The sequence below is a fragment of the Paraburkholderia polaris genome, assembly GCF_012927345.1.
Lineage (GTDB): Bacteria > Pseudomonadota > Gammaproteobacteria > Burkholderiales > Burkholderiaceae > Paraburkholderia > Paraburkholderia polaris.
Genome location: NZ_JABBGJ010000023.1, coordinates 115,596 through 136,109 on the forward strand (window position 1 = coordinate 115,596; position 20,514 = coordinate 136,109).

Here is a 20,514-nt window from a genome sequence, read left to right on the forward strand (position 1 = left end):
AAGGCCCGCGCGCCGCCGTTCGTTATTTGACCACGGGTTGTAGTTGTGCGATCGGCGTCAGGAACTCCGAAAAACCGGTCAGGATAATCTGCACGCCGATGCACAGCAGCAGAAACGACGAGACCCGCATCGCGACCTTGGTGCCGTCCACGCCAAGATACTTGGCGAAAACCACCGCCCGGCTGTAGATCAGGTAGACCGTCAAGGCCACCAGGACCGAGATCACCACTGAAGCGATGCTCGACAGCACGAACGCTGAGAGCTTATGCGTGCGGTTCGCGGTCAGCGCGATCGCGGTGGCGATCGAACCCGGCCCGGTGGTAAGTGGAATGGTGAGTGGGAAGAACGCCTTCGACATGGCGTTATCCGAGTCCACGCGTTTGACTGACGGCTGCTCGGCCGGCTGCGTGTCGGGCGCATTGAGCATCTGCCAGCCGCCGACGGCGACCGCGAGGCCCCCGCCGATACGCAACGCCTCCATGGAGATGCCGAAGAAATGCAGAATCGGGGTGCCGACAAAGAAGGCGACGAGCATCACGCACATGACGTTGAAGGCGATTTTCTTGGCGAGCGCAGTGCGGTCTTCCGTGGTGAGCGATGCTGTCCGGTCGAGAAAGACGAACGCCATGCCGATTGGGTTGATGATGCTAATCAGCCCGGTGAAGCCAAACAGGACATCCGAGATCAGACTTTCGACCATATGCGATCCGTTTCGGGCAGCGGCTCGGGCGGGCTGATTGACCGACTGCCCACCGGAGCGCCGCGCTGAGTTGATGTGCCGGACGCCTTCGGGCTGTCCAGATTGATGCTCGCGTTGCGTGGGTCAGATGATATCGCGGCGCGGCACACGAATTGGTAAAAAAAGGGGAAGATGCAAGCAGCGCGCGGCGCTGCACCGCAGCAGACGAGCGCCGAAAGATGCGCGCACAACTTTCGGAAAGCCTACACTTTTTTGACTTGCTTTACGTACTCGAAGCATCAGGCATAAAGTCCTCAGCGAAGCTGCACTTTCAACGCGACGTACTTACCGGTTCGAGGAGTTGCCCCCATGTTGCTTCGTGTACTCGCCGCGCTGCCGTTCGTCGGCATTCTGCTCGGCGTCCCGTTTGTGAATCGTGTCGAGCCGCTGGTGCTCGGCATGCCGTTCGTGCTGGCCTGGATCGTCATGTGGGTGGTGCTGAGTTCGATCATCATGGCGATCATTTACCGTCTGGACTCGACCAACCGTCAGCTCGCCGCGGACGGCGAGGAGGCCCGATCATGAGCGCACTCGTCATCATTGCGGCCATTACGCTGTTTGCGCTGTACCTGGGCGTGCGCGCGCGGCGCGGCCACGACATGAGTCTCGAACAGTGGACTGTGGGCGGCCGCAGTTTCGGCACCGCATTCGTGTTCCTGCTGATGGCGGGCGAGATCTACACGACCTTCACCTTCCTCGGCGGCAGCGGCTTTGCCTACGGCAAGGGCGCGCCGGTCTACTACATTCTTGCCTACGGCACGCTCGCGTACATCCTGTCGTACTGGATGCTGCCGCCCATCTGGCGTTACGCGAAAAATCATCACCTCGTCTCGCAGCCGCACTTCTTCACACGCAAGTACGACAGCCCGGCGCTCGGCACGCTCGTCGCGCTGGTCGGCGTGGCCGCGCTGATTCCGTACCTCGTGCTGCAACTCAAGGGCCTCGGCATCATCGTGGCGACTGCCTCGTATGGCGCGATTTCTTCGACGGCCGCCATCTGGATCGGCGCCGCGGTGGTGACGGCCTACGTGATCGTCTCCGGCGTGCGCGGCTCCGCGTGGAATTCGGTGGTGAAAGACACGCTGATTCTGGCGATCGTGCTGTTCCTCGGCATCTATTTGCCGCTGCACTACTACGGCGGTTTCGGCGCGATGTTCCACGCCATCGATGCCGCGCGCCCGGGCTTCCTGACCTTCCCGGCCAAGGGTTCGAGCGTGACCTGGTTCCAGTCCACCGTGCTCCTGACCGCGCTGGGCTTCTTCATGTGGCCGCACACGTTCGGTTCGATTTTCACGGCGAAAGACGAGCGTATTTTCCGGCGTAACGCGATGGTGCTGCCGCTGTACCAACTCATTCTGCTGTTCGTGTTCTTCGTGGGCTTTGCGGCGACGCTCAAGGTGCCGGGCCTGAAGGGTGGCGACATCGACCTGTCGCTGTTCCGCCTGTCGTTGCAGACTTTCGACCCGTGGTTCGTTGGCGTGATCGGCGCGGCGGGGATTCTGACGGCACTGGTGCCGGGATCGATGATTTTGACGTCGGCGTCCACGCTGCTCGCCAACGACGTGTATCGCGGCATGGTGAACCGCAATGCCTCGGATGCGACGGTGGCCAACCTCGCGCGCTTCCTGGTGCCGGTAGTGGCGCTGGTGGCCGTGGGTTTTACGCTGCACGGCGGCGAGACGATCGTGGCGTTGCTGCTGATGGGCTACAGCTTCGTGACCCAGCTGTTCCCGGCGGTGATCTGCAGTTTGCTGCGGCATAACCGGGCGACCAAGTACGGCGCGTTTTGCGGAATTCTGGCGGGCGTCGCGGTGGTGACCCTGACAACCACCATGCATCTGAGTGTTGGGCAGTTGATGCCGTTTTTGCCTGACGCGCTGAAGGACGTCAATATCGGCTTCCTGGCGTTGGCCGTGAACATCATTGTTTTTGCTGCGGTGAGCGCGGTGACGCAGCCGCGGTCAGTCGAGCAGACCCACGCGCCGGTGCATTGAGGTTTTCGTCGTATCTTCCTGTCCTGTATAGCGGTTGAAGGGGCTGGTCGCCTTAGGCGCTAGCCCCTTTTCTATTTTTATGTCTCTCGCTGCGCTCGACGCCAGGCAGAAAGTCAAATTGACGCACGAATGAAAGATCGCTTTCCATGGTTGTCACGGATCGCGCTAGACTACGCGCGAATTGAAGCTGATCGAATCGAGCGGACATGCGGAGCGAATAGATGGACTACCTTCTTTACTACTCGCCGGGCGCGGCAAGCATGGCAGTTCACTGGATAATGATAGAAATGGGCATCCCGTTCGACGCCCGTCTCGTCGACATCGACGCCGGCAATCAACGCAACCCTGAATACCTGCGGCTGAATCCCGCAGGCCGCGTTCCCACGCTGGTGGTTGACGGCGCGCCGCGCCATGAGTCTGCCGCGTTGCTCATGCTGCTGGCCGAGCGGCATCCTGAAGCCGCCCTCGCGCCTGCGCCGGGCACAGCCGAACGTGCGGCGTGGCTGGAGCGCATGGTCTATCTGGCCAACACGCTACTGCCCGCCATGCGCGACTGGTTCTACGCGGACATCGACGGCGATCCTGCCGGCGCCGAAGCAGTCCGGGCGCTCGCGCGGCGGCGTATCGAAGAAGCCTGCGATCAGCTCGACGCCGATCTTGCCGACGGACGTGACTGTCTGGTCGGCGGCAAGCTCAGCACCGCCGATTTCCTCGCGGTCGTGCTGATGCGCTGGACACGCAATATGCCGCGCCCCGCACTCGGCTGGCCGCATCTCGCGCGCTATATTCGCGGGCTGCGCGCCCTGCCCTCGTTCATCGAATTGAATGCGCGAGAGCGGCTCACCGAATGGCGCAATCAGGACGATTGACGCGCGCTCAACGCATTGGCGGCTGGCGGTAGTCGGCGGGACGGACAGGTCGCGGAAACGGCCTGGAAACCGCTTGGAAACCGCCTGAAAACCGCTAGCCAGCCAGCTAGTTCGCCCGCGTGCCGACAATCACAAGGCCGCGAGAAAGTCCGCTCATGTTATCGACCGCCAGGGCCCCTGCGTACAGTTGCGTGACCGGCACCCATACCGCCGGATACTTGTAGCGCGCAACGTCGAGAAGCAGCGCGCTATCGCTTGCGGCGTCGTATGCGGCAAGTGGCGACCAGTGGCCGCCACCTGCTTCGCCGATCTCCACCCGCCTGAAGTTCAATAACGCAAAGCGGTCGCTGTGACCCGTCGTATCACGGATCAAATCGCGAAACTGGCTGAGCGTCAGGTCGCTCGCATGGAATCTCCTCACCTCGACGGGAAATGCGCTCAGGGCCGCGCCGAGCTGGTCGAGCGTCATGCCCTCCTTCGATACCCGCGCGGCATTGGCCACCTGCGGATCGACGCTGCGAAAGAAATCCTCTTGCGAGAAGTATGGGAAATCCGGGTACTGCGTCGACTCGGGACGGCGGATGCCCAATGCATTGAGCGCCATCACCGAGGTCGCGACCGAACAGTAGGCTTCGTTGCGCTGCGTTTCGAAGTACTCCGAGAGCGGCCAGTACGACTGGTTATGGGCGGAGGCCATCAACCGCTTCTGGCCTGCCGGCTGCGTCAACGCAATGAGGTTTGGAGGAACGGGCAGTGGCCCGTCCGCTGGGCGCACCGCGCCCGATGCGGGGGCTGGATACGAAGCTTGATGCGAGGGTTGATCCGCGGCCTGATTGGCAGCCGGTGGCAGCGGCGCACAGGCCGCCAGGATTGCCGTCAGCACAGCAACGATCCACTCACGCCGGCTTACGCGCTTCACGACGCGCATCAATGAATATCTGGACATTAACCCTTCCGTTGCGGATGACCTCGGAACGACTTCGGTCGTGCCGACGCATTTCATCCCCTATCGGCAAGCTCCGATTTTTTAACACGAAACAACCCGGCGCGTGAGTTTGCGCGCGAGGCGCATGGTTGTTCAGCCGCTTGCTATACTCCCGCGGGCATAGTCTGGACAGCGACGTCGAACAACTTGTCGACGTCGCTCACAGGCAATTCAAGTGGATCGGATTCGAAAATGAGTGACTTAAAAAGCGCTGCCTGTGGCGCAGGATACGACCATACCCCTCCGGGTGCATTCGATAAAAAGCAAAGTCAATCCAGCGGAACCGATGCTCCGATTGTGACGGTCCCTTCGCCTTGCATTGACATCTGCAAAATCGACGGAAATACAGGCTTGTGCATCGGCTGTCTGCGCACACGTGACGAAATTCGCGGGTGGAAAAACATGCCCGACGACCTGCGCGTCCAGCTGATCGATGAACTCTCGCTCCGCAAGGCGAAGCTTGAAACCGAGAAGGCGGAGACGCCGTAAAGCGGGCATCATCAAACGCAGGGTCAGCTCGCCTGGCCGGCGAACGCGTAACTGTTCTTGCCGCTGCGCTTTACCCGATACATCGCGTCGTCGGCCGCGGCCACGAGACGGTGGTAATCGTCGACGGGATCAGGAAAACTGGCGATGCCGATGCTGGCGCGAACCAGTCCGATCCCCATCTCCTCGTCCGTTTGAACCACACAGGCGATGAGCCGCCGGGCGACTTCACCCAGTTCTGCACTCGTCGAAAACTCGCTGACCAGCACGGCGAATTCGTCGCCGCCGATCCGGGCGACGACATCGACTTTACGCACCGACTCACGAAAGCGCTTCGAAACCGCGATCAGGAATTCATCGCCGACGCGATGGCCGAGCGAATCATTGACCTGCTTGAATCCATCCAGATCGACATACAGCACGGCAATTTTGCAAGGCGCCGTGAGCGCGGACGATTTCGTCGCTGCTTCTTCGAGCGTGGCAAACAGCTTGCGCCGGTTCGGCAAGCCGGTCATCGCGTCGTGCAACGCCGCCCATTCGAATTCGTGCGACTGTCCTGCCAGCAGGCGATTCCGCTTGGCATACATCCCCAGCGCGGTGATCAGCATGCAGAACAGCAACGCGGCCGACGCGATCAGCGTGCGCGCAACGTGGGCAATCCGCACGCGCACATCGGCGCTGTCGGCGTCGCGCTGCGCTCGCCACCAGTTCGACACGGTACTAAGCACGGCATCCGTGTCGCGCAGATCGGCGTCGGGCGTGAGGGAGGATGGGGGCACACGCGGTGCCGCCGACGGACTCGCATTCACCAGCGCCGCGAGTGACGTGAGGCGATGGGCAAGTTCGGTTCGCGCCTGCCGATACCCGGCGGCTCGGGTTTCTGTGGCGTCGGGCAGTTGCTGCCAGATGCCGACCAGACTCCGGGCGCTTTCCGCCCGTTCGACCGCGTCGAGAACGAGCCCCGCATATTCCTGCTTCAACTGATCGGAAAAGATCGTCCGAATCTGCAGCGCAAGATACAGAAGGCCGATCAGCAGACAAACCAGCGCGGTGGCGGCGATCGCGGCCGGGCCTGGCCTTAAGCGGATCGCGAAAGCACGCCCACGCGCGGCGCGCCGGGTGCGAGTCCGCTCAGGGATGGGAATAGATGTCTTGCTGGCTTCCGGTGCCATGCTGACGATAGCTTACGCGACGAAAGAACGAACCCATCCGGGCGAACAGACTGCCCTTGTGCCTGGCATTGGCCGCCGAAGAAGATCGACGATCCTGCTGCGCGAGACGCGCTTCTCTGCCGGGCCGGCTGGACGCCCACTGCTGCGCAGCAGGATTGGATGGGGGCGCCGCGCGATGAGCGGTAGAGGCAGAAGACGCGGCCACGGCCGGCGTTGCGTCGGCCACGCTGGTTTGGCGAACCGGAGGCGCCGGGAGTTGCTTGACCGGGCCGGACCAGGAGGCCTGTTTTCCTCCTCTTTCTTCTTCGGCCGGTGCTGCCACCGTTGCTTGCATGTGTGCTGTTGCCGGGGTACCTGCTATTGCCTGCGTTCCCGCTGCTGCCGGTGTAACTGCAGCTGCTTGCATACCACCCGCTGCCCCCTCCACTGCCGCTGTCGCCGCCGATCGCGGCGCTGCCGCGAAAGCTGCGGGCCGCGGCTGTGCAATCGAATTCGCCAACGCCTGTCCGACCCCCGCTGACGCAGCCGTGCCCAGCGCCTGCCGCGCGCCCGCCATGGCGTCGGCATACACTTGCTGGTCATGGTTGAACCAGACACCGTACGCGACCGTGCCTACCACGCCCAAAGCCAGCGCGCTTGCCGCCGCGATACATAGCGCAAGACGTCCGAATCGCGCGGGCGGTGCCGCAGCCGACGGCTCAGCGCCAGTGTCAAAGCCAGTAGCCGCACTCTCTAGAGCAGATTTTGGCAAGTCGGTATCGTTGAACATCGCAATACTCTCCGGAATCCTTACGTCTGACATGACGGCAGACTTTGCTCATACGATTTAGCGGTGGTCGATCTGGAGTCGTTGGACGAATTTATCCCGCGCGCCGGGTAGCGGCAATACGGCAATGCTGCGCTTTAAACGCCAGCTTTGCGAGTCCGCTGTGCATCGATAAGACAGGTAAAAGATTCAACGCCGCGCATATCCACGGGCTGTGCCGCGAGCGCTGGCAGGCCGCATCCACACTGGGCTTTGGGGCGGCGACGCGAGCATGCAGCGCGGCTCTCTGTCACGCAATAAACACGCCAATAGGGAACGTGCTAATCGGTAGCGACCGCTTGAAACGCTGTGCATGCCCTGTGGGGCGCATGGCGCCCCACATCGGATCTGGACCTACTGCACGGTAATGGTCTCCTTCATGTTCGGATGAATACCGCAAAACACCTTGTACACGCCCGGTTTGTCGAACTTGAACTGGTACGTATCGTTCTGATCGAGCGCGGCAGAGCGAAACATGCCCGAGTCATTCACCACGGTATGCGGCTCGCCGTCGAGATTTTTCCATGTCACCGTCGAGCCGGCTTTGACTGTGAGTTCCATTGGCGAAAACATGAAATTCTTGATGACCACGGCGCTGGGAGACTCTGCCCGTGCAACGGACATTCCGCCCGACGCCGCGATGAGCATCGAACTTCCAAGCAGCACCAGGAATCCACGGCGAATAGCATTAGTTTGCATAACTGATCTCCTTCGAGAAGAAATTTAAATCAGACGAGTGTCGTATCGGCAAGCGTGGCGTGAAGCGGATGACGCACGACCTTGATGCTGGTCACGCCAAGCATTTTGGGGAGCTGGTCGCTCGCTACCGTGAGCGGCCCCGGGCCCGGGCCATTGCCGGCGGTTGGCTGCGGATAGGCCGTTGAGCGCGCGGTATGGAAAGTGATATTGCCTTCGACCTTCGACACGATCTGGTGGATATGGCCGTTCAGCACCGTCACCGAGCCGAAGCGTTTCAGGTAACTCATGGCCTGACCGGCATCGCCCGTGCCCCACCCCCACGGCTCGTAGATCGTCCACATCGGCATGTGCGCAAAGACCACGATCGGCGTGCTGGACGAGCGGCCCTTCAGGTCATTTTCGAGCCAGGCAAGTTGATCGTCGCCGAGACCACCCAATCCGTTCGGCTTGAAATGCATCACGTTGACGAGCGCGACGAAGTGCACGCCGTTGTGGTCGAAGCTGTAATAGCCTTTGTTATCCGAAGCCTTGCCGAAGCGGCTGAAGTATTCGGTTCCGGGGCCGTCGGTCACGTCGTGCTCGCCCGGCACGGTGTGGAGTTCCGTGATATTCAGACCCGACATCAACTGCGCCGCGAGATCGAACTCCGCCGGCTTGGAAAGATGGGTGATGTCGCCTGTGTGGATGGTCAGCGCAGGCTTCACCGGCATGGCATTGACGTAGTCGATCGTCTGTTTGAGCGTGCCCGCGACGTCCGGGTTGGCTTCTTTATTGAAGCCGATATGCGAATCGCTGATCTGCAGGAAAAGCGGCACACCCATGGACGTCGCGGATGATTTCGCGTCGGCCGCGAGGGCCAGTTCCACGGGCGTGAGAATGCCGCCGGCAAGAACGAACACCGTGCCTACGCCACCGAAAGCGAGACATTTCAGTGCCCCGCGACGTGATGGGTTAAAGGCAGGATCAAATGAATGATGTGACGACATGTTGACCTCACGATAAGGATTCGCGGACAAACCGCGGGATCATCCCGCTGGCCTCGCGACTCGGTTCATGAGCAAGACTGCCGTGCTGCCGGTTTTATTCCAGGGAGAGAAAATTGGCGTTGGCCGGCGAATTCAGCCGCTTAGGCTGACATGCCGTGTGGCAGAACAAATGGGAATAGCCGCGCCGCGGCGGCGGTCATGCAGATGAGAGAACCTGAAAGGAGTAGCTGACATGGACATCATCGACATGGCCCGTGCCTCGGGCATGGCAGTCGCCCTCGACGGCCGGATCGGCCGTGAGGAATTCCAGAGCGTGTACGGCTCGCTATCCGCATTGCAGCGATTTGCAGAAGCGGTGCGTCAAGGTGCGGTACAACAGAGCGGATGTCAGAAGCGCACCACCACGCCCGGTCGCAGAGCGTGAGACAAGGGGCGTGACATAAGGGACGTGAAACAAGGGGCGTGAGACAAGGGGCGTGAGACAAGGAACAAGGCCGGGCCGGCACGGCGGCATGCTCGTCGCGGCTCGGCTGCGGTCTCCCACGCCGTTTTCCGGAGCATACGAATTGAAGGGAGGGTAATGTGCGACCGGAATTGCGGCCCGTTCTGCGCCGTCTGCAACTCGGATCGGGCGTGGTGTTGCTCATTTATCTATTTTTGCACCTGGTCAATCACGCGCTCGGCATCTGGTCGCTCGATCTTGCCGGACGCGGACTCACGTTCGCTCTGTGGATCTGGCATAGCGTGCCCGGCACGATCCTGCTCTACGGTTCGGCCCTTCTCCATTTCGCCCTGGCGGTGCGCACGATTTACGGGCGACGTCACTGGGCGCTCCCGCCCGCCGAATGGATCCGGCTGTGGGCCGGACTCAGCCTGCCTCTGCTGCTGATCCGGCATGCGGTAGCGACGCGGCTGGCGGCGTCGCTATATGGCTTCGAGCCGAACTACGAGCGGATCGTCATATCGCTGATTTCGAGCGGCACGCAGGGTCTGCAGCTTGCGCTGCTCGCGCCGGGCTGGATCCATGGCTGCCTCGGCGTGTGGTTTCGACTGCGTGACTATCCGGCGGCGCAACGCGCGAGACCCGCACTGCTTGCCCTGCTCGTTGGTTTGCCATTGCTATCCGCGGTGGGTTTTCTGCGGATGAAGCGTGCTGTTGTGGTAATGCATGCTGTCCTCCCCGCACCTGATCCGAAACTGCTGGCGCACCAGCTTGCGCTCGATACGTGGCGTCACAGTCTCGTCACGCTTTACCTTACCGTGCTTGTTAGCGCGCTTCTGGCGGGTCTGTTGCGGAATTGGCTGGAGCGCCGACCGCGTTCGGCATGAGATCTCATGCCTCGCAGGCATGCCTACCAGCCTACAAAGTCTTTTTACTCTGGGTAGCAAACCACTAAATTGCATTCAAGGCAACGATTTGACGTGACTCGCAACCGGCCAGCCCGAACGCGAGCCGCGTCGCCCCATACCGCAAATACATACCTTCCCAGGAGTTGAAAATGTCCAGTCCCGTCATTTTGATCACCGGCGCACTCACAGGCATCGGCCGCGCCACCGCTATCGCTTTCGCCGAAACCGGCGCCCGCCTCGTTGTTTCCGGCCGTCGCGAGGCCGAGGGCAAGGCACTCGAAAAGGAACTGCGCGAGCTTGGCGCGGATGCTCACTTCTTTCAAGCAGACGTGCGCCGCGACGAAGAAGTCGCGAACCTCGTCGACCAGACAGTCGCCCGCTTTGGCCGTCTCGATGCCGCGGTCAACAACGCCGGCACCGAAGGTCAGCCGGGTGCGGTCACCAGCCAGACCGCCGAAAGTTATGCCGCAACGTTCGACACCAACGTGCTCGGCACGCTGCTCAGCATGAAGCACGAACTGCGCGTGATGCTGGCGCAAAAGAGCGGCAGCGTGGTGAATGTTTCGTCGACGTATGGCCACGAGGGCGCCGCCTTCGCATCCGTCTACGTCGGCAGCAAGCATGCGGTGGAGGGCATGACCAAGTCGGCGGCGCTCGAAGTGGCTTCGACCGGCGTGCGGGTCAACGCCGTGGCGCCCGGTCCGACCGACACCGGCATGCTCGATCGCTTCACCGGCACGCCGGAGAACAAGGCCGCCCTCGTATCGCGCGTGCCGCTCGGCCGCATCGGCAAGCCCAGTGACGTGGCGCACGCCATCGTGTTCCTCGCATCGGATTCGGCCTCCTTCGTGACGGGGCAAATCGTGACCGTCGACGGCGGGAAGACTGCGGGCTAATCGCGGCGGGTCGCTCGACGCAGCAGACGTGCCGTGGCCCGCATTGCGGAGGATGCGGGCCACGGCATATCCAACCTCGATATACGTTGAATTCGATCCGATACGCGTCAGTTTCCCGCGTCTTCCAGTTCGGCCATGAGTGCGTCGAGCTTTTCGAATGCATCGTTCCAGCCGGCCTGATGATCGTCGCGCGCGATCTCGTCGAAGAACTGCGCGTGGGTGAAATTGAGTTCGGTTTCGTCTTCGACCGGGCGCAGCCTGATGGTGACGAGCGAGCGGCGCTCGGGCATCGTGACCCACTCCCACGTGAAGACGAGCTTGCGATCCGCTTCGACTTCCAGGTATTCGCCGCGGCAGTCGTGCGTTTCGCCATCCAGTGTCTGGAACACCACGCGAAAGCGGCCGCCCACGCGCGGATCGGCTTCGGCGCTTAACACCGGCCCGGCGTCGGGACCCCACCAGCGCGCCATCAGTTCGGGCCTCGTCCACGCCGCGTAAACTCGGGCGGGCGGCGCCTTGATGCGCCGTACGATAGTCAAGCTCGGCTTTTCCTGGGTCATTCCTCGTGTCCCTCCACAAAATCGGCAAGCCGGTCGAGGCTCGCGGACCAGAAGCGCTCATAGCGGCTGACGTCGCACGGACGCCTGTTTGCCGCTCAGATTGTTCGAGGGCGCCGCATCTCGCAGGCCTTACGCCCGCTCGATCAGTCCGTAGCGTTTCAGTTCCGCTGACAACGCCTTCGCGCTGACAAACTGATAACCCTGCAGGCCGGCGTCGAGTGCGCCCGTGACGTTTGCGTCCGTATCGTCGACGAAGAGCGTTTCGGCCGGGGGAACACCAAGTTGCTCCACACAGCGAAGATAGGTTTGAGCGGCCGGCTTCGCCGCGCCGAACGCAGCGGACGCATAGACGTGAGGACCGAACAGTTGCGCAACAGGCGGGTTCAAAAAGTCGATGTGTTCGGTGAGCAGACGGCAGTTGTTGGTGAGCACCGCGATCCGTTGGCGTTCCGCGACTCGTTCGGCAAGCGCGAGTACTTCCGCGTTCGGCGTGATCGATGCGTAACGCGCGCTCAGCCACTCATCCCGGCTCACCGGATAATTCAGCAGTTCACCGAGCGCGCTCAGATAGTCCTCGTCGCTGATCTGCCCTGCATCGGCACGGGCTTCGAGCCCTGATCCCCAGATCGCGTGACGCACAGCTTCAGGCGTCTGCCCGGAAATTGCCGCCAGACGATCGACCCGCGCTGAGCGGTCGTAGTGAGACAGGACGCCCTCCATGTCGAACAGGACCAGCCTGATGGATGCAGTCATGCTGTCGGCCTCGCATCGAAAGCTTTTAGAAATGAACAACCCATCCGGCTGTATGCCAGCGGATGACTGTCTGTTTCTATTGTGCCTCGGCTGACCGGCGATGCGATGCCGCGGATGGACGAAAAGAGGCCAAACGTACGGACGCAAACCGCTGCCGGGCGGAAGCCTCAGGCAACCGGGCCAGCCCACTGAAAAAATTTATTAGATTTGCCGTAAGGATTCGTGCTCTGCCCCGACTAAAGCCAGCGTAAACTTTTCGGCGAGGGATTTAGTGTGAATGATATTAATTTCGAATGTACTGCATGCGGCAAATGCTGCCACGACCTGCGCGTGGCGCTGACGATTGCCGAGGCCATCGCCTGGCTGGAGCGCGGCGGGCAGATGGAACTCATCTGTGAGGCCATACCGTGGGCCATTGAGCCCGAACCCGGCAATGCGCAAGCTCAGTACAAACGGGCGCGCTCTTCACCGGCAATGAGCGGAAGCCTGCCGGTGCGCATTTCGATCGTTCTCGCTGCGGCATTCGGCGGAGCATGTCCCAATCTGGACGCCGACATGCGCTGCCGTATCTATGAAGAAAGACCGCTGGTGTGCCGGATCTATCCGGCTGAAATCAATCCGTTCGTCGAACTGGCGCCGGAAAACAAGGCGTGCCCTTCTGACGCGTGGCAGAACAAACCGCTGCAAAGGCAGGGAATCCTTGTTGATGCGACGACCGTCGAACTGGTCGAGCAGATGCGTCGCGCGAATCAGCTCGAGGCGCCGCTGCGCATGCAGGTATGCCTCGAGTTGGGACTGAACGATGCTGCGCTCGCGAATGAAGGCTTTGTCATGGTTTCGCCGGATAGCGAAGCGCTGTTGACCGCCCTGCGCCGGATTCACGCCACGTCTGAATCGCAAGAAACCGCCTCACAGTGGACATTCGTTTCGAATCGCACGGGAACAGTTGAAACGCTCCTATCAGTGGGCGCCGCCGGTCACCTCGCTGAGACCGCGACTGGCGGCAATTCCCGGTATCACGGCTTTTTCCCGCCCTCGTAGAGCAAAACGACCGGCGCCTTCTCGCCCACAGTTAGGCGCCGCTGCCGCCCATTGATCTGATCGGCGGACAGCGGGGAGTCGCCTCAGATCAAATCAAATTGTTCAACCGCCAAAGGAATAAACCCGCCACCCAGCACGTTCAATAACCGCAACGACCATCGGTCATGAGAGAGGTGCGGTCATGAAGTCTGTGCTTAAGGTATTGAGCGCTGTGGCGGGCAGCGTGGCGTTGATGGGTCTCGTCGCGTGCGGGGGAGGTTCGGGGTCGATCGGCGCGCAATCGTTCACTGCTACCACGCTGGTCTCCGATGGCGCAGTCTCCGCGCCACACACCGACCCGAATCTGAAAAACGCATGGGGCATCGCGTTCAATCCAAAAGGCTTCGTCTGGGTCGCCGATAACGGGACTTCTGTCGCCACGCTCTACGATGGCAACGGCGTGCCGCAATCCTTGATCGTCAGCATTCCGAATGGAATCAGTGGCCCGGCGAATCCGACTGGCATCGTGTTCAACGGTACGACGGATTTCACGGTCACTCAGGGTGGCAAGACCGGAGTGGGCGCGTTTATCTTTTCCGGTGAAGGTGGCACGATCACCGCCTGGGCGCCGGCAGTCGCGCCCACATCCGCGATCGTTATGTTCGACAGCGGGAGTGGTGGCGCTGTCTACAAGGGGCTCGCCCTCGCCAGCAATGGCACGGCGAACTTTCTCTATGCCACCGACTTCCACAACAACAAGATCGACGTGTTCGACAAGAACTTCGCGAAGGTCGCGATGCCCAGCAAGTTTCAGGACGCTTCGCTGCCGACAGGCTTTGCGCCGTTCGGCATTCAGGTAATCGGCGCAAAGCTTTTCGTGACCTACGCCAAACAGGACGCAGTCGCGCATGACAATCTCGACGGTCCAGGGCTTGGTTTCGTCGACGTATTCGATACGGCAGGCAATCTACTGCAGCGCTTCGCGTCGGCCGGTCCGCTGAACGCGCCGTGGGGCGTTGCACAGGCGCCGGGCAACTTCGGCCGCTTCAGCGGCGACGTACTGATCGGCAATTTCGGCGACGGCACGATCAATGCTTTTGATCCGGCAAGCGGGCAATCCCTCGGCACCGTCAACCTGTCAAACGGAACCACGTTCGTGCAACACGGGCTTTGGGGTATCGCGTTCGGCAACGGGCTCGATAATCAGCCCGTCAACACGCTGTTTTTTGCTGCGGGGCCTAATGATGAAGCAGACGGGGTCTATGGGCGCATCGACGTGAAAATGTGAACAGCACGGCACGGCGTGCGTTGGCGGCGAAGCGGCGAACGCACGCTCGCGCTGTGCCGCCACGCCGCGCGGTTTAGCACTTGCCATGAGCCGCGGCATGATCGGCTAACTCTTCGCGCTGCGCAAGGCGCAAGCAGACAGCGTGACGAGACGTTCCACACTCAGCAAGCGGGCGATGCGTTTCAACGCGTGGCGCACGCGGCCGCGCAAATGCGCCACGCGCATATGGCGCCAGAAACGGTCCGGCACAAAGTCGGCGAAACGCGCCTCTTTTTCCAGCAACGCCTTGCCGCCTGGTAAATGGACGAACGAACAGCAGCGAAACCAGCGCACGTCGCGATAATTATTGCCGGGCCAATGACGGCCGACTGCCTGATAGGCGCCCACCTCGATCAAGCCCTGGCCTTCGTCGGCCAGCACATTGAGTGCCGCCGAAATGAACGCTTCGTCGCCGTGATGTCGCAGGCGCTCGATTTCGGCGATATAGCGCGCGTAACTGGCGCGAGCGCACGGTACCAGCCGGCGTAATGCAGCGGGCGTCGCCAGCAGAAACTCGCCGCCATACCAGCGCGGATTTCTGAGCCGCCGATCCGCCACGATTTCCAGATCCGCGACAACACGTTCACTGCCGTACGGCGGAAATACCTGATCCGAAATATCGAATGCGCCGAGCCCTGCTTCAGCGCAGCGCTCGATCAGATCCGGCGCAAGCGGAAGCAACGCGACCATGTCGGCGTCGAGGAGCAACAGCATCGTGTCGGCGGGCAGCGAATCGGCCATCTGGTCCATCAGATCCAGCTTGAAATGCGCGGCGTAGAACGACGTATTCTTCGGCAACTCGATCGTCGCCTTCAACGTCATCAGCGCCGGCCGGCGCTCCGGCGCCATGCTTTCGAGCCGTTGCGCGACCAGCGCCGGTGCGTTGGTCATGATGGTCAGCCTCGGCATGCCAACTTGCCGCAAGCTGTTATTCAGGCAGATCGCCTGACTCACGTACGATAGCGGATCGCGATTCCTCGAGTTGGGACCCGGGCTCGCGTCGACATCCACATAAACCAGCGTGCAAGGAAAAAGATTCACGTTGCTCCTCACCAGGCGTGAGAGACGGTTCGCTTTTTCCAGCGCTGCCGTGATCGTTCGCGGATTGATCCGCGTGTCCTTTCGTGGGGTAAGGCAAAAGCCCGCGCGAGGCGCGCGGCCGTCGTGCCGCGGCGCGCACCTTCGGGGCGTCACGCTCGAGTCGGGTGAGCTGATCTGCGGCGATGGAGTCGGATGAACCGGGGCGCAGGTATCAGGTATGAGCTATCGTTTCACGTCCGTGCATTGCCTTTCCGCCAAAATTCAGCAAGACGCAACGCGGGTCCCGTCAATCGGCTTTCGGCCGGTCGAAAATACGCGACGCTATCCGGCGTTTTAACATTTGAGTGAACAAGTTACCTGACTGCTGCGCGCGATTTTCGCGTCAACTTTCAGCACCGCTGCCTTCTCCGTCTCGCATACCGTACGAGCCGAGCAAACGGTACAGCGTCGTGCGTGAAATGCTGAGCTCGCGCGCGGCGTCGCCAAGCCGCCCGCGATGGCGCAGCAGCGCGAGTTCGATGGCCTGCCGCTCCGCTGTCTCGCGTGCCTGGGCGAGGGTCACGCGCACTGCCGAGACGTGCTCGGAGAGTTCAAGGTCGTCCGCGCTGATCGTTCGCCCTTCCGACATCACAATGGCGCGACGAACCCGGTTGATCAGTTCCCGCACATTGCCGGGCCAATCGTATTGATGCATCGCTGCAATCGCGTCCGGGGAAAAACCGTACAGCCGGCGGCTCGCATCCTTCCTGTAACGATCCAGCGTGTGTAGCGCGAGCAGTTCGATGTCCTTGCCGCGCGCGCGAAGCGGCGGCTCGTCGATTCTCAGTACGCACAAGCGGTGATACAGGTCCGCGCGGAAACGCCCGTCTTCGATCGCGGCCTCCATATCGACGTGGGTGGCGGAAATGATGCGCACGTCGACCTTGATCGAACCGTTGCCGCCCAGGCGGTCGATGGTGCTTTCCTGTAGGAAGCGCAACAGGCTCGCCTGACTCTCGAACGGCAGATCGCCGATTTCATCGAGAAAAACGGTGCCGCCGTGAGCGGCTTCGACGCGCCCTATTCTGCGTTGACCCGCGCCCGTGAACGCACCGCGCTCGTAGCCGAACAACTCTGACTGCAACAGATTCGGCGGAATCGCACCGCAGTTGATGGCGACGAACGGCGCGTCACGACGCGGCGAGTGCGCGTGAATCGCCGCGGCTGTCAGCTCCTTGCCCGTACCGGATTCACCGGAGATGAAAACGGGTGCGTCGTTTGTCGCGACTTTGCGGATCGAGAGGAATAACGCGAGCATGGCATCGCAGGTGCCGATCATCTCGCCCTCTGCCGTGGACGTATCGACGTATACGGGCTCGACGAGCGAGATCATGCCGCAGGCATGCCCTACCGTATCGGCAATCCGGGCGTTCGCAGCGGGGAGCGTCACGTAATCGAAGCAGTAGTCGCGCACCAGCCGGCGTAAGGAGGCGTCATTAAGCTCCGGCTCCGCGATCATCGCCACCCAGCCGACGTTCGGCATCGCCAGGCAGGCTTCCAGCGGAGCAATGTCACGGGAGTCGAACACGCTCGACAGATCGACCAGGCCGGCCGCCAGCGAGCCGTCATCCATGGCTCGCCGTACGTCATGAACGGAGCCGATGACTTCAACCGCCCAATCGCGTTCCTCAAAACTCGCCAATAGATCCGGGGAAGGATCGTGCGTGAAGTAGATGACGCGCCGCGTAATGGCCTTAATTTTCTGCATTGTTTTTTGTTTTCCCGCAGAGCCTGCGCTGAGACGCATTGCGTTCAGGTCCGGGCGCTTTAACATCCCTCGATCATACGTGGCTGCAGGACCGCCGCGGTCAGCCCTGACCAAATTTGATATTTGAATCTGGCGTGGCTATCGACCATGTTGTCTAGTCAAATTGACCGCAAAAATTCTATTGAAGCGATCTGATGGAGATCGCCGCAGAGACGACGGCCACGCCTAAACCGTAAGATTAGTAAGCGTTATCGACCAAATATGAAACGACATGACATCTCGGGTAAACGATCAGAAAGTTAACTTGTCTAGACATTTTGAATCGCATAAAGTCTCTCCTGATCGCTAGCCGCCGTCCGGCGTCGGCGATCGGGAGACCCGGGAGGCTTCGCCCGGTCGATTGTCCAGTGTTGGCGCCACGCGAATCACGCGCGCCACGGTAAGAGGATTTCCATGTCTGCATCCCATGGCGGCGCGCGCCCTCGCGTGATCGCCGAGCGTCGCACCATCGACTACATTCCCGACAACGAACGGCACGGCGGCCTCTTCAGTCAGTTCACGCTATGGCTCGCCGCCAATCTGCAAATAACCGCCATCGTCACCGGGGCGCTCGCCGTGGTGCTGGGTGGCGACGTGTTCTGGTCGCTGATCGGCTTGCTGATCGGCCAGATCATCGGCGGTGGCGTGATGGCGCTGCACGGCGCGCAAGGTCCGCAACTCGGCCTGCCGCAAATGATCTCGAGCCGTGTGCAGTTCGGCGTGTACGGCGCGGTGATTCCGATCGTGCTGGTATGTCTCATGTATGTGGGCTTCTCCGCAAGCGGTTCGGTACTGGCGGGTCAGGCCGTCGCGCAACTGCTGAACGTGAACGACGCAGTCGGGATCGTCGTGTTCACCGCGGTCATCGTGATCTTCACGGTGATCGGTTATCGCGTGATTCACGTGGTGGGACGGATCGCCAGCGTGGTCGGCGTGCTTGCATTCGTCTACATGTTTGCGCAACTGCTGATCGGCCACGATATCTCGGCGCTGCTCGCGAATCGTCACTTCACGCTCAGCAGCTTCCTGCTGTCCATGTCGCTGTCGGCTTCGTGGCAGATCGCGTTTGGCCCCTACGTGGCCGACTATTCGCGCTATCTGCCTCGTTCTACGTCACCGCGCAAAACGTTCTGGGCCATCGCGCTCGGCGCGGTGATCGGCGCGCAGGTCTCGATGGTGTTCGGCGTGTTCGCCGCCGCGCTCGCCGGCAAACAGTTCTCGGGCCATGAGGTGTCGTTCGTGGTCGGCTTGGGCGCGACGGGCACGATCGCCGCGCTGCTCTACATCGCGATCGCCTTCGGCAAGATCACCATCACCACGCTGAACGCGTACGGCAGCGTGATGTCGATCGCCACCGTGATCAGCGGCTTTCGCGGCGACCGGAGCTTGTCGCAGCGCAGCAGGCTCTTCTACATCCTGGGCATGGTCGGTCTCGCGATGTGGCTTGCGCTGGCCGGACGCCACGCTTTCCTGAAGGAGTTCTCGTCGTTCATCCTGTTCCTGCTGGCCTTCTTTACGCCCTGGAGCGCGATCAATCTCGTCGACTACTACTTCATCACCCGCGATCGCTACGACGTCCCGGCGCTCTACGATCCGAATGGCCGCTACGGCCGTTGGAACGTGACCGGCATCCTCGTCTATGTGGTTGGCGTGCTTGTCCAACTGCCGTTTATTTCCAGCGCGTTTTATACCGGCCCGTTCGTCGATATGCTCGATGGCACCGACATATCCTGGATCGTCGGGCTGATCGTGCCTGCCGTGCTGTATTTCGTCGCAGCACGCCGCACCGCGCACCACGCGCCCAGCCATCTGATCCTGCCTGCCGAGACCGCGCGCGCTGCCGAGCTGGTCTCGAAGTAAACCGGCGCGGCGCATTCCGCGCCGCGCATCCCTGAATTCACCGTTGCGCTGCCGCGCTCGCACTTCGTGCGAACGCGACGGCGTACGCATGTCTATCGCCAATCAAAACAAGGACAATCCAGCATGGTCATCAAGGCGGCATGTGTCGGCTCGCTCGCACTCCTCTCGCAATGCGCATTCGCACAGGATGGTGTCACCCTGTACGGGCTCGTCGACGAATTCGCCCAATACGTCAACACGGGCAACGGCTACACCGCGGCACTCGGTTCGAGTGGCCAATGGGCAAGCCGGATCGGCCTGAAGGGCAGCGAGGATATCGGCGGCGGCAATCAGATCAGGTTCGTGCTGGAAAACGGCTTCAATCCGACCGACGGCTCGCTCGCGCAAGCCAATACGATGTTCAACCGGCAAGCGTGGATCGGCGTGTCGGGTGCGTGGGGACAGGTGCGAGTCGGCCGGCAGAACTCGCCGGTATTCATCGACCAAAGCGGACAGGACGCGTTCGCCGGTGTCACTCAGGCATCCGGCATGGATAACCTGACCACCTTCGCATTTCGCACCAGCAACACGATCTCGTACATGACGCCGGAGTTCGGCGGCTTTCAGGCGGGCGCGTACATTGGCTTGGGCGATGCCGGCGGTTTTCGCTCCGCCGGTTCGAGCTATCAGTTCGATGTGACCTACGAGCACGGTCCCTTTGCGGCGTTCGTCGCGGGACAATGGCTCAAGAATGCGGGCGATACCACGACCGATCATTCAATTCTCGCGGGCGCGTCGTACACCATCGGCAGTGCAACGGTGTACGGCGGCTATTCCGATTCGAAGTGGGACGATATCGGCATCGACACGCGCGTGTATGGTTTATCTGCGAAATATCAGTTAAACCCGGTGAGCTACGTGTCGCTAGGCTATGCGATTCTGCGCGACAGGACCTCGCAGAACAATAACGCGGATCAACTCGGCCTGATGGTCGAATACGACGTTTCGAAGCGCACCAACGTGTATGGCGCGCTCTCATTCCTGCGCAATCGTAACCAGGCCGAATACACATTGGCCGGGGCCGCGAACGCGGGCCTGCCGTTGGCCTACCCGGGCGCGGATGCGCGCGGCCTACAGGTCGGCGTGGTGCATCGGTTCTAACAGGCGCTTGCGGCAAGCATAAATGCGGAGCAGGAGGCGCATCGGC

General features: G+C 61.5%; 21 protein-coding genes. 11 read left to right on the top strand and 10 right to left on the bottom strand.

Annotated elements, in window-relative coordinates:
• Positions 1 to 22 precede the first annotated feature (22 nt).
• Positions 23 to 700 carry a MarC family protein gene (locus HHL24_RS21880; RefSeq protein WP_169487486.1) on the bottom strand — a complete coding sequence of 226 codons (678 nt, stop codon included), beginning with the start codon at positions 698 to 700 and terminating at the stop codon, positions 23 to 25.
• Positions 701 to 1,048: 348 nt separating this feature from the next.
• On the opposite strand from HHL24_RS21880, the gene HHL24_RS21885 reads away from it, so the two are divergent.
• From HHL24_RS21885 to HHL24_RS21895, 3 genes are all read left to right on the top strand, one after another.
• On the top strand, positions 1,049 to 1,264 hold the full coding sequence (locus HHL24_RS21885) for a DUF3311 domain-containing protein (RefSeq protein WP_169487487.1): 216 nt from the start codon (positions 1,049 to 1,051) through the stop codon (positions 1,262 to 1,264).
• The gene (locus HHL24_RS21890) at positions 1,261 to 2,733 is read left to right on the top strand and encodes a sodium:solute symporter family protein (RefSeq protein WP_169487488.1); all 1,473 of its coding nucleotides are present in this window, start codon (positions 1,261 to 1,263) and stop codon (positions 2,731 to 2,733) included. The genes HHL24_RS21885 and HHL24_RS21890 overlap by 4 nt, the downstream gene beginning before the upstream one ends.
• A gap of 221 nt (positions 2,734 to 2,954) precedes the next feature.
• Positions 2,955 to 3,602, top strand: coding sequence for a glutathione S-transferase family protein (locus HHL24_RS21895; RefSeq protein ID WP_169487489.1), 648 nt, complete (start codon positions 2,955 to 2,957; stop codon positions 3,600 to 3,602).
• A 106-nt stretch (positions 3,603 to 3,708) separates the two neighbouring features.
• Here the strand turns inward: HHL24_RS21895 and HHL24_RS21900 are convergent, their stop codons facing one another.
• Positions 3,709 to 4,548: a phytochelatin synthase family protein gene (locus HHL24_RS21900; protein WP_169487490.1), complete on the bottom strand. Its 840-nt coding sequence runs from the start codon at positions 4,546 to 4,548 to the stop codon at positions 3,709 to 3,711.
• A 231-nt stretch (positions 4,549 to 4,779) separates the two neighbouring features.
• Between HHL24_RS21900 and HHL24_RS44825 the strand changes: the two genes are divergently transcribed.
• On the top strand, positions 4,780 to 5,076 hold the full coding sequence (locus HHL24_RS44825; RefSeq protein WP_206002965.1) for a DUF1289 domain-containing protein: 297 nt from the start codon (positions 4,780 to 4,782) through the stop codon (positions 5,074 to 5,076).
• Between the two features lie 23 nt (positions 5,077 to 5,099).
• Here the strand turns inward: HHL24_RS44825 and HHL24_RS21910 are convergent, their stop codons facing one another.
• The 4 genes from HHL24_RS21910 to HHL24_RS21925 all read right to left on the bottom strand — a co-directional run bounded on the left by HHL24_RS21910 (position 5,100) and on the right by HHL24_RS21925 (position 8,735).
• The gene (locus HHL24_RS21910) at positions 5,100 to 6,245 is read right to left on the bottom strand and encodes a GGDEF domain-containing protein (protein WP_169487491.1); all 1,146 of its coding nucleotides are present in this window, start codon (positions 6,243 to 6,245) and stop codon (positions 5,100 to 5,102) included.
• The gene (locus tag HHL24_RS21915; protein ID WP_169487492.1) at positions 6,205 to 7,014 is read right to left on the bottom strand and encodes a hypothetical protein; all 810 of its coding nucleotides are present in this window, start codon (positions 7,012 to 7,014) and stop codon (positions 6,205 to 6,207) included. Before HHL24_RS21915 ends, HHL24_RS21910 begins: the two co-directional genes overlap by 41 nt.
• A 390-nt stretch (positions 7,015 to 7,404) precedes the next feature.
• Positions 7,405 to 7,749, bottom strand: a complete 345-nt coding sequence (locus HHL24_RS21920; RefSeq protein ID WP_169487493.1) for a cupredoxin domain-containing protein — start codon at positions 7,747 to 7,749, stop codon at positions 7,405 to 7,407.
• A 29-nt stretch (positions 7,750 to 7,778) separates the two neighbouring features.
• Complete coding sequence (locus HHL24_RS21925; protein WP_169487494.1) at positions 7,779 to 8,735, bottom strand: metallophosphoesterase family protein; 957 nt, start codon at positions 8,733 to 8,735, stop codon at positions 7,779 to 7,781.
• A 232-nt stretch (positions 8,736 to 8,967) separates the two neighbouring features.
• On the opposite strand from HHL24_RS21925, the gene HHL24_RS21930 reads away from it, so the two are divergent.
• The 3 genes from HHL24_RS21930 (at position 8,968) to HHL24_RS21940 (ending at position 10,981) form a co-directional block, all read left to right on the top strand.
• A complete protein-coding gene (locus HHL24_RS21930; protein WP_169487495.1) occupies positions 8,968 to 9,159 on the top strand; it encodes a hypothetical protein in 192 nt (63 codons plus the stop codon).
• 170 nt (positions 9,160 to 9,329) lie between these two features.
• Positions 9,330 to 10,064 (top strand): hypothetical protein, encoded by a 735-nt coding sequence (locus HHL24_RS21935; protein WP_169487530.1) that lies wholly within the window; start codon positions 9,330 to 9,332, stop codon positions 10,062 to 10,064.
• Between the two features lie 170 nt (positions 10,065 to 10,234).
• A complete protein-coding gene (locus HHL24_RS21940; RefSeq protein WP_169487496.1) occupies positions 10,235 to 10,981 on the top strand; it encodes an SDR family NAD(P)-dependent oxidoreductase in 747 nt (248 codons plus the stop codon).
• Between the two features lie 107 nt (positions 10,982 to 11,088).
• On the opposite strand, the gene HHL24_RS21945 is transcribed toward HHL24_RS21940, so the two are convergent.
• Both HHL24_RS21945 and HHL24_RS21950 read right to left on the bottom strand, forming a co-directional pair.
• A complete protein-coding gene (locus HHL24_RS21945; RefSeq protein WP_169487497.1) occupies positions 11,089 to 11,541 on the bottom strand; it encodes an SRPBCC family protein in 453 nt (150 codons plus the stop codon).
• A 129-nt stretch (positions 11,542 to 11,670) separates the two neighbouring features.
• Positions 11,671 to 12,294 (bottom strand): HAD family hydrolase, encoded by a 624-nt coding sequence (locus HHL24_RS21950; protein ID WP_169487498.1) that lies wholly within the window; start codon positions 12,292 to 12,294, stop codon positions 11,671 to 11,673.
• Between the two features lie 273 nt (positions 12,295 to 12,567).
• Between HHL24_RS21950 and HHL24_RS21955 the strand changes: the two genes are divergently transcribed.
• Positions 12,568 to 13,335 carry a YkgJ family cysteine cluster protein gene (locus HHL24_RS21955; RefSeq protein ID WP_169487499.1) on the top strand — a complete coding sequence of 256 codons (768 nt, stop codon included), beginning with the start codon at positions 12,568 to 12,570 and terminating at the stop codon, positions 13,333 to 13,335.
• Positions 13,336 to 13,516: 181 nt separating this feature from the next.
• Positions 13,517 to 14,602: a TIGR03118 family protein gene (locus HHL24_RS21960; RefSeq protein ID WP_169487500.1), complete on the top strand. Its 1,086-nt coding sequence runs from the start codon at positions 13,517 to 13,519 to the stop codon at positions 14,600 to 14,602.
• 105 nt (positions 14,603 to 14,707) lie between these two features.
• Here HHL24_RS21960 and HHL24_RS21965 read toward each other — a convergent pair whose 3' ends face one another.
• Together HHL24_RS21965 and HHL24_RS21970 are read right to left on the bottom strand one after the other, a co-directional pair.
• Positions 14,708 to 15,682: a hypothetical protein gene (locus HHL24_RS21965; RefSeq protein WP_169487501.1), complete on the bottom strand. Its 975-nt coding sequence runs from the start codon at positions 15,680 to 15,682 to the stop codon at positions 14,708 to 14,710.
• Between the two features lie 382 nt (positions 15,683 to 16,064).
• Entirely contained in the window at positions 16,065 to 17,420 is a 1,356-nt protein-coding gene (locus HHL24_RS21970) for a sigma-54 dependent transcriptional regulator (protein ID WP_329606720.1), read from the bottom strand.
• A gap of 462 nt (positions 17,421 to 17,882) precedes the next feature.
• Between HHL24_RS21970 and HHL24_RS21975 the strand changes: the two genes are divergently transcribed.
• Together HHL24_RS21975 and HHL24_RS21980 are read left to right on the top strand one after the other, a co-directional pair.
• Positions 17,883 to 19,328 (top strand): purine-cytosine permease family protein, encoded by a 1,446-nt coding sequence (locus HHL24_RS21975; protein ID WP_169487503.1) that lies wholly within the window; start codon positions 17,883 to 17,885, stop codon positions 19,326 to 19,328.
• 123 nt (positions 19,329 to 19,451) lie between these two features.
• Positions 19,452 to 20,468, top strand: a complete 1,017-nt coding sequence (locus HHL24_RS21980) for a porin (RefSeq protein WP_169487504.1) — start codon at positions 19,452 to 19,454, stop codon at positions 20,466 to 20,468.
• Positions 20,469 to 20,514 lie beyond the last annotated feature (46 nt).

Coding starts and splice junctions, on each gene's coding strand:
- HHL24_RS21880 (WP_169487486.1), bottom strand. CDS start 700: ATGGTCGAAAGTCTGATCTCGGATGTCCTGTTTGGCTTCACCGGGCTG.
- HHL24_RS21885 (WP_169487487.1), top strand. CDS start 1,049: ATGTTGCTTCGTGTACTCGCCGCGCTGCCGTTCGTCGGCATTCTGCTC.
- HHL24_RS21890 (WP_169487488.1), top strand. CDS start 1,261: ATGAGCGCACTCGTCATCATTGCGGCCATTACGCTGTTTGCGCTGTAC.
- HHL24_RS21895 (WP_169487489.1), top strand. CDS start 2,955: ATGGACTACCTTCTTTACTACTCGCCGGGCGCGGCAAGCATGGCAGTT.
- HHL24_RS21900 (WP_169487490.1), bottom strand. CDS start 4,548: ATGTCCAGATATTCATTGATGCGCGTCGTGAAGCGCGTAAGCCGGCGT.
- HHL24_RS44825 (WP_206002965.1), top strand. CDS start 4,780: ATGAGTGACTTAAAAAGCGCTGCCTGTGGCGCAGGATACGACCATACC.
- HHL24_RS21910 (WP_169487491.1), bottom strand. CDS start 6,245: ATGGCACCGGAAGCCAGCAAGACATCTATTCCCATCCCTGAGCGGACT.
- HHL24_RS21915 (WP_169487492.1), bottom strand. CDS start 7,014: ATGTTCAACGATACCGACTTGCCAAAATCTGCTCTAGAGAGTGCGGCT.
- HHL24_RS21920 (WP_169487493.1), bottom strand. CDS start 7,749: ATGCAAACTAATGCTATTCGCCGTGGATTCCTGGTGCTGCTTGGAAGT.
- HHL24_RS21925 (WP_169487494.1), bottom strand. CDS start 8,735: ATGTCGTCACATCATTCATTTGATCCTGCCTTTAACCCATCACGTCGC.
- HHL24_RS21930 (WP_169487495.1), top strand. CDS start 8,968: ATGGACATCATCGACATGGCCCGTGCCTCGGGCATGGCAGTCGCCCTC.
- HHL24_RS21940 (WP_169487496.1), top strand. CDS start 10,235: ATGTCCAGTCCCGTCATTTTGATCACCGGCGCACTCACAGGCATCGGC.
- HHL24_RS21945 (WP_169487497.1), bottom strand. CDS start 11,541: ATGACCCAGGAAAAGCCGAGCTTGACTATCGTACGGCGCATCAAGGCG.
- HHL24_RS21950 (WP_169487498.1), bottom strand. CDS start 12,294: ATGACTGCATCCATCAGGCTGGTCCTGTTCGACATGGAGGGCGTCCTG.
- HHL24_RS21960 (WP_169487500.1), top strand. CDS start 13,517: ATGAAGTCTGTGCTTAAGGTATTGAGCGCTGTGGCGGGCAGCGTGGCG.
- HHL24_RS21975 (WP_169487503.1), top strand. CDS start 17,883: ATGTCTGCATCCCATGGCGGCGCGCGCCCTCGCGTGATCGCCGAGCGT.
- HHL24_RS21980 (WP_169487504.1), top strand. CDS start 19,452: ATGGTCATCAAGGCGGCATGTGTCGGCTCGCTCGCACTCCTCTCGCAA.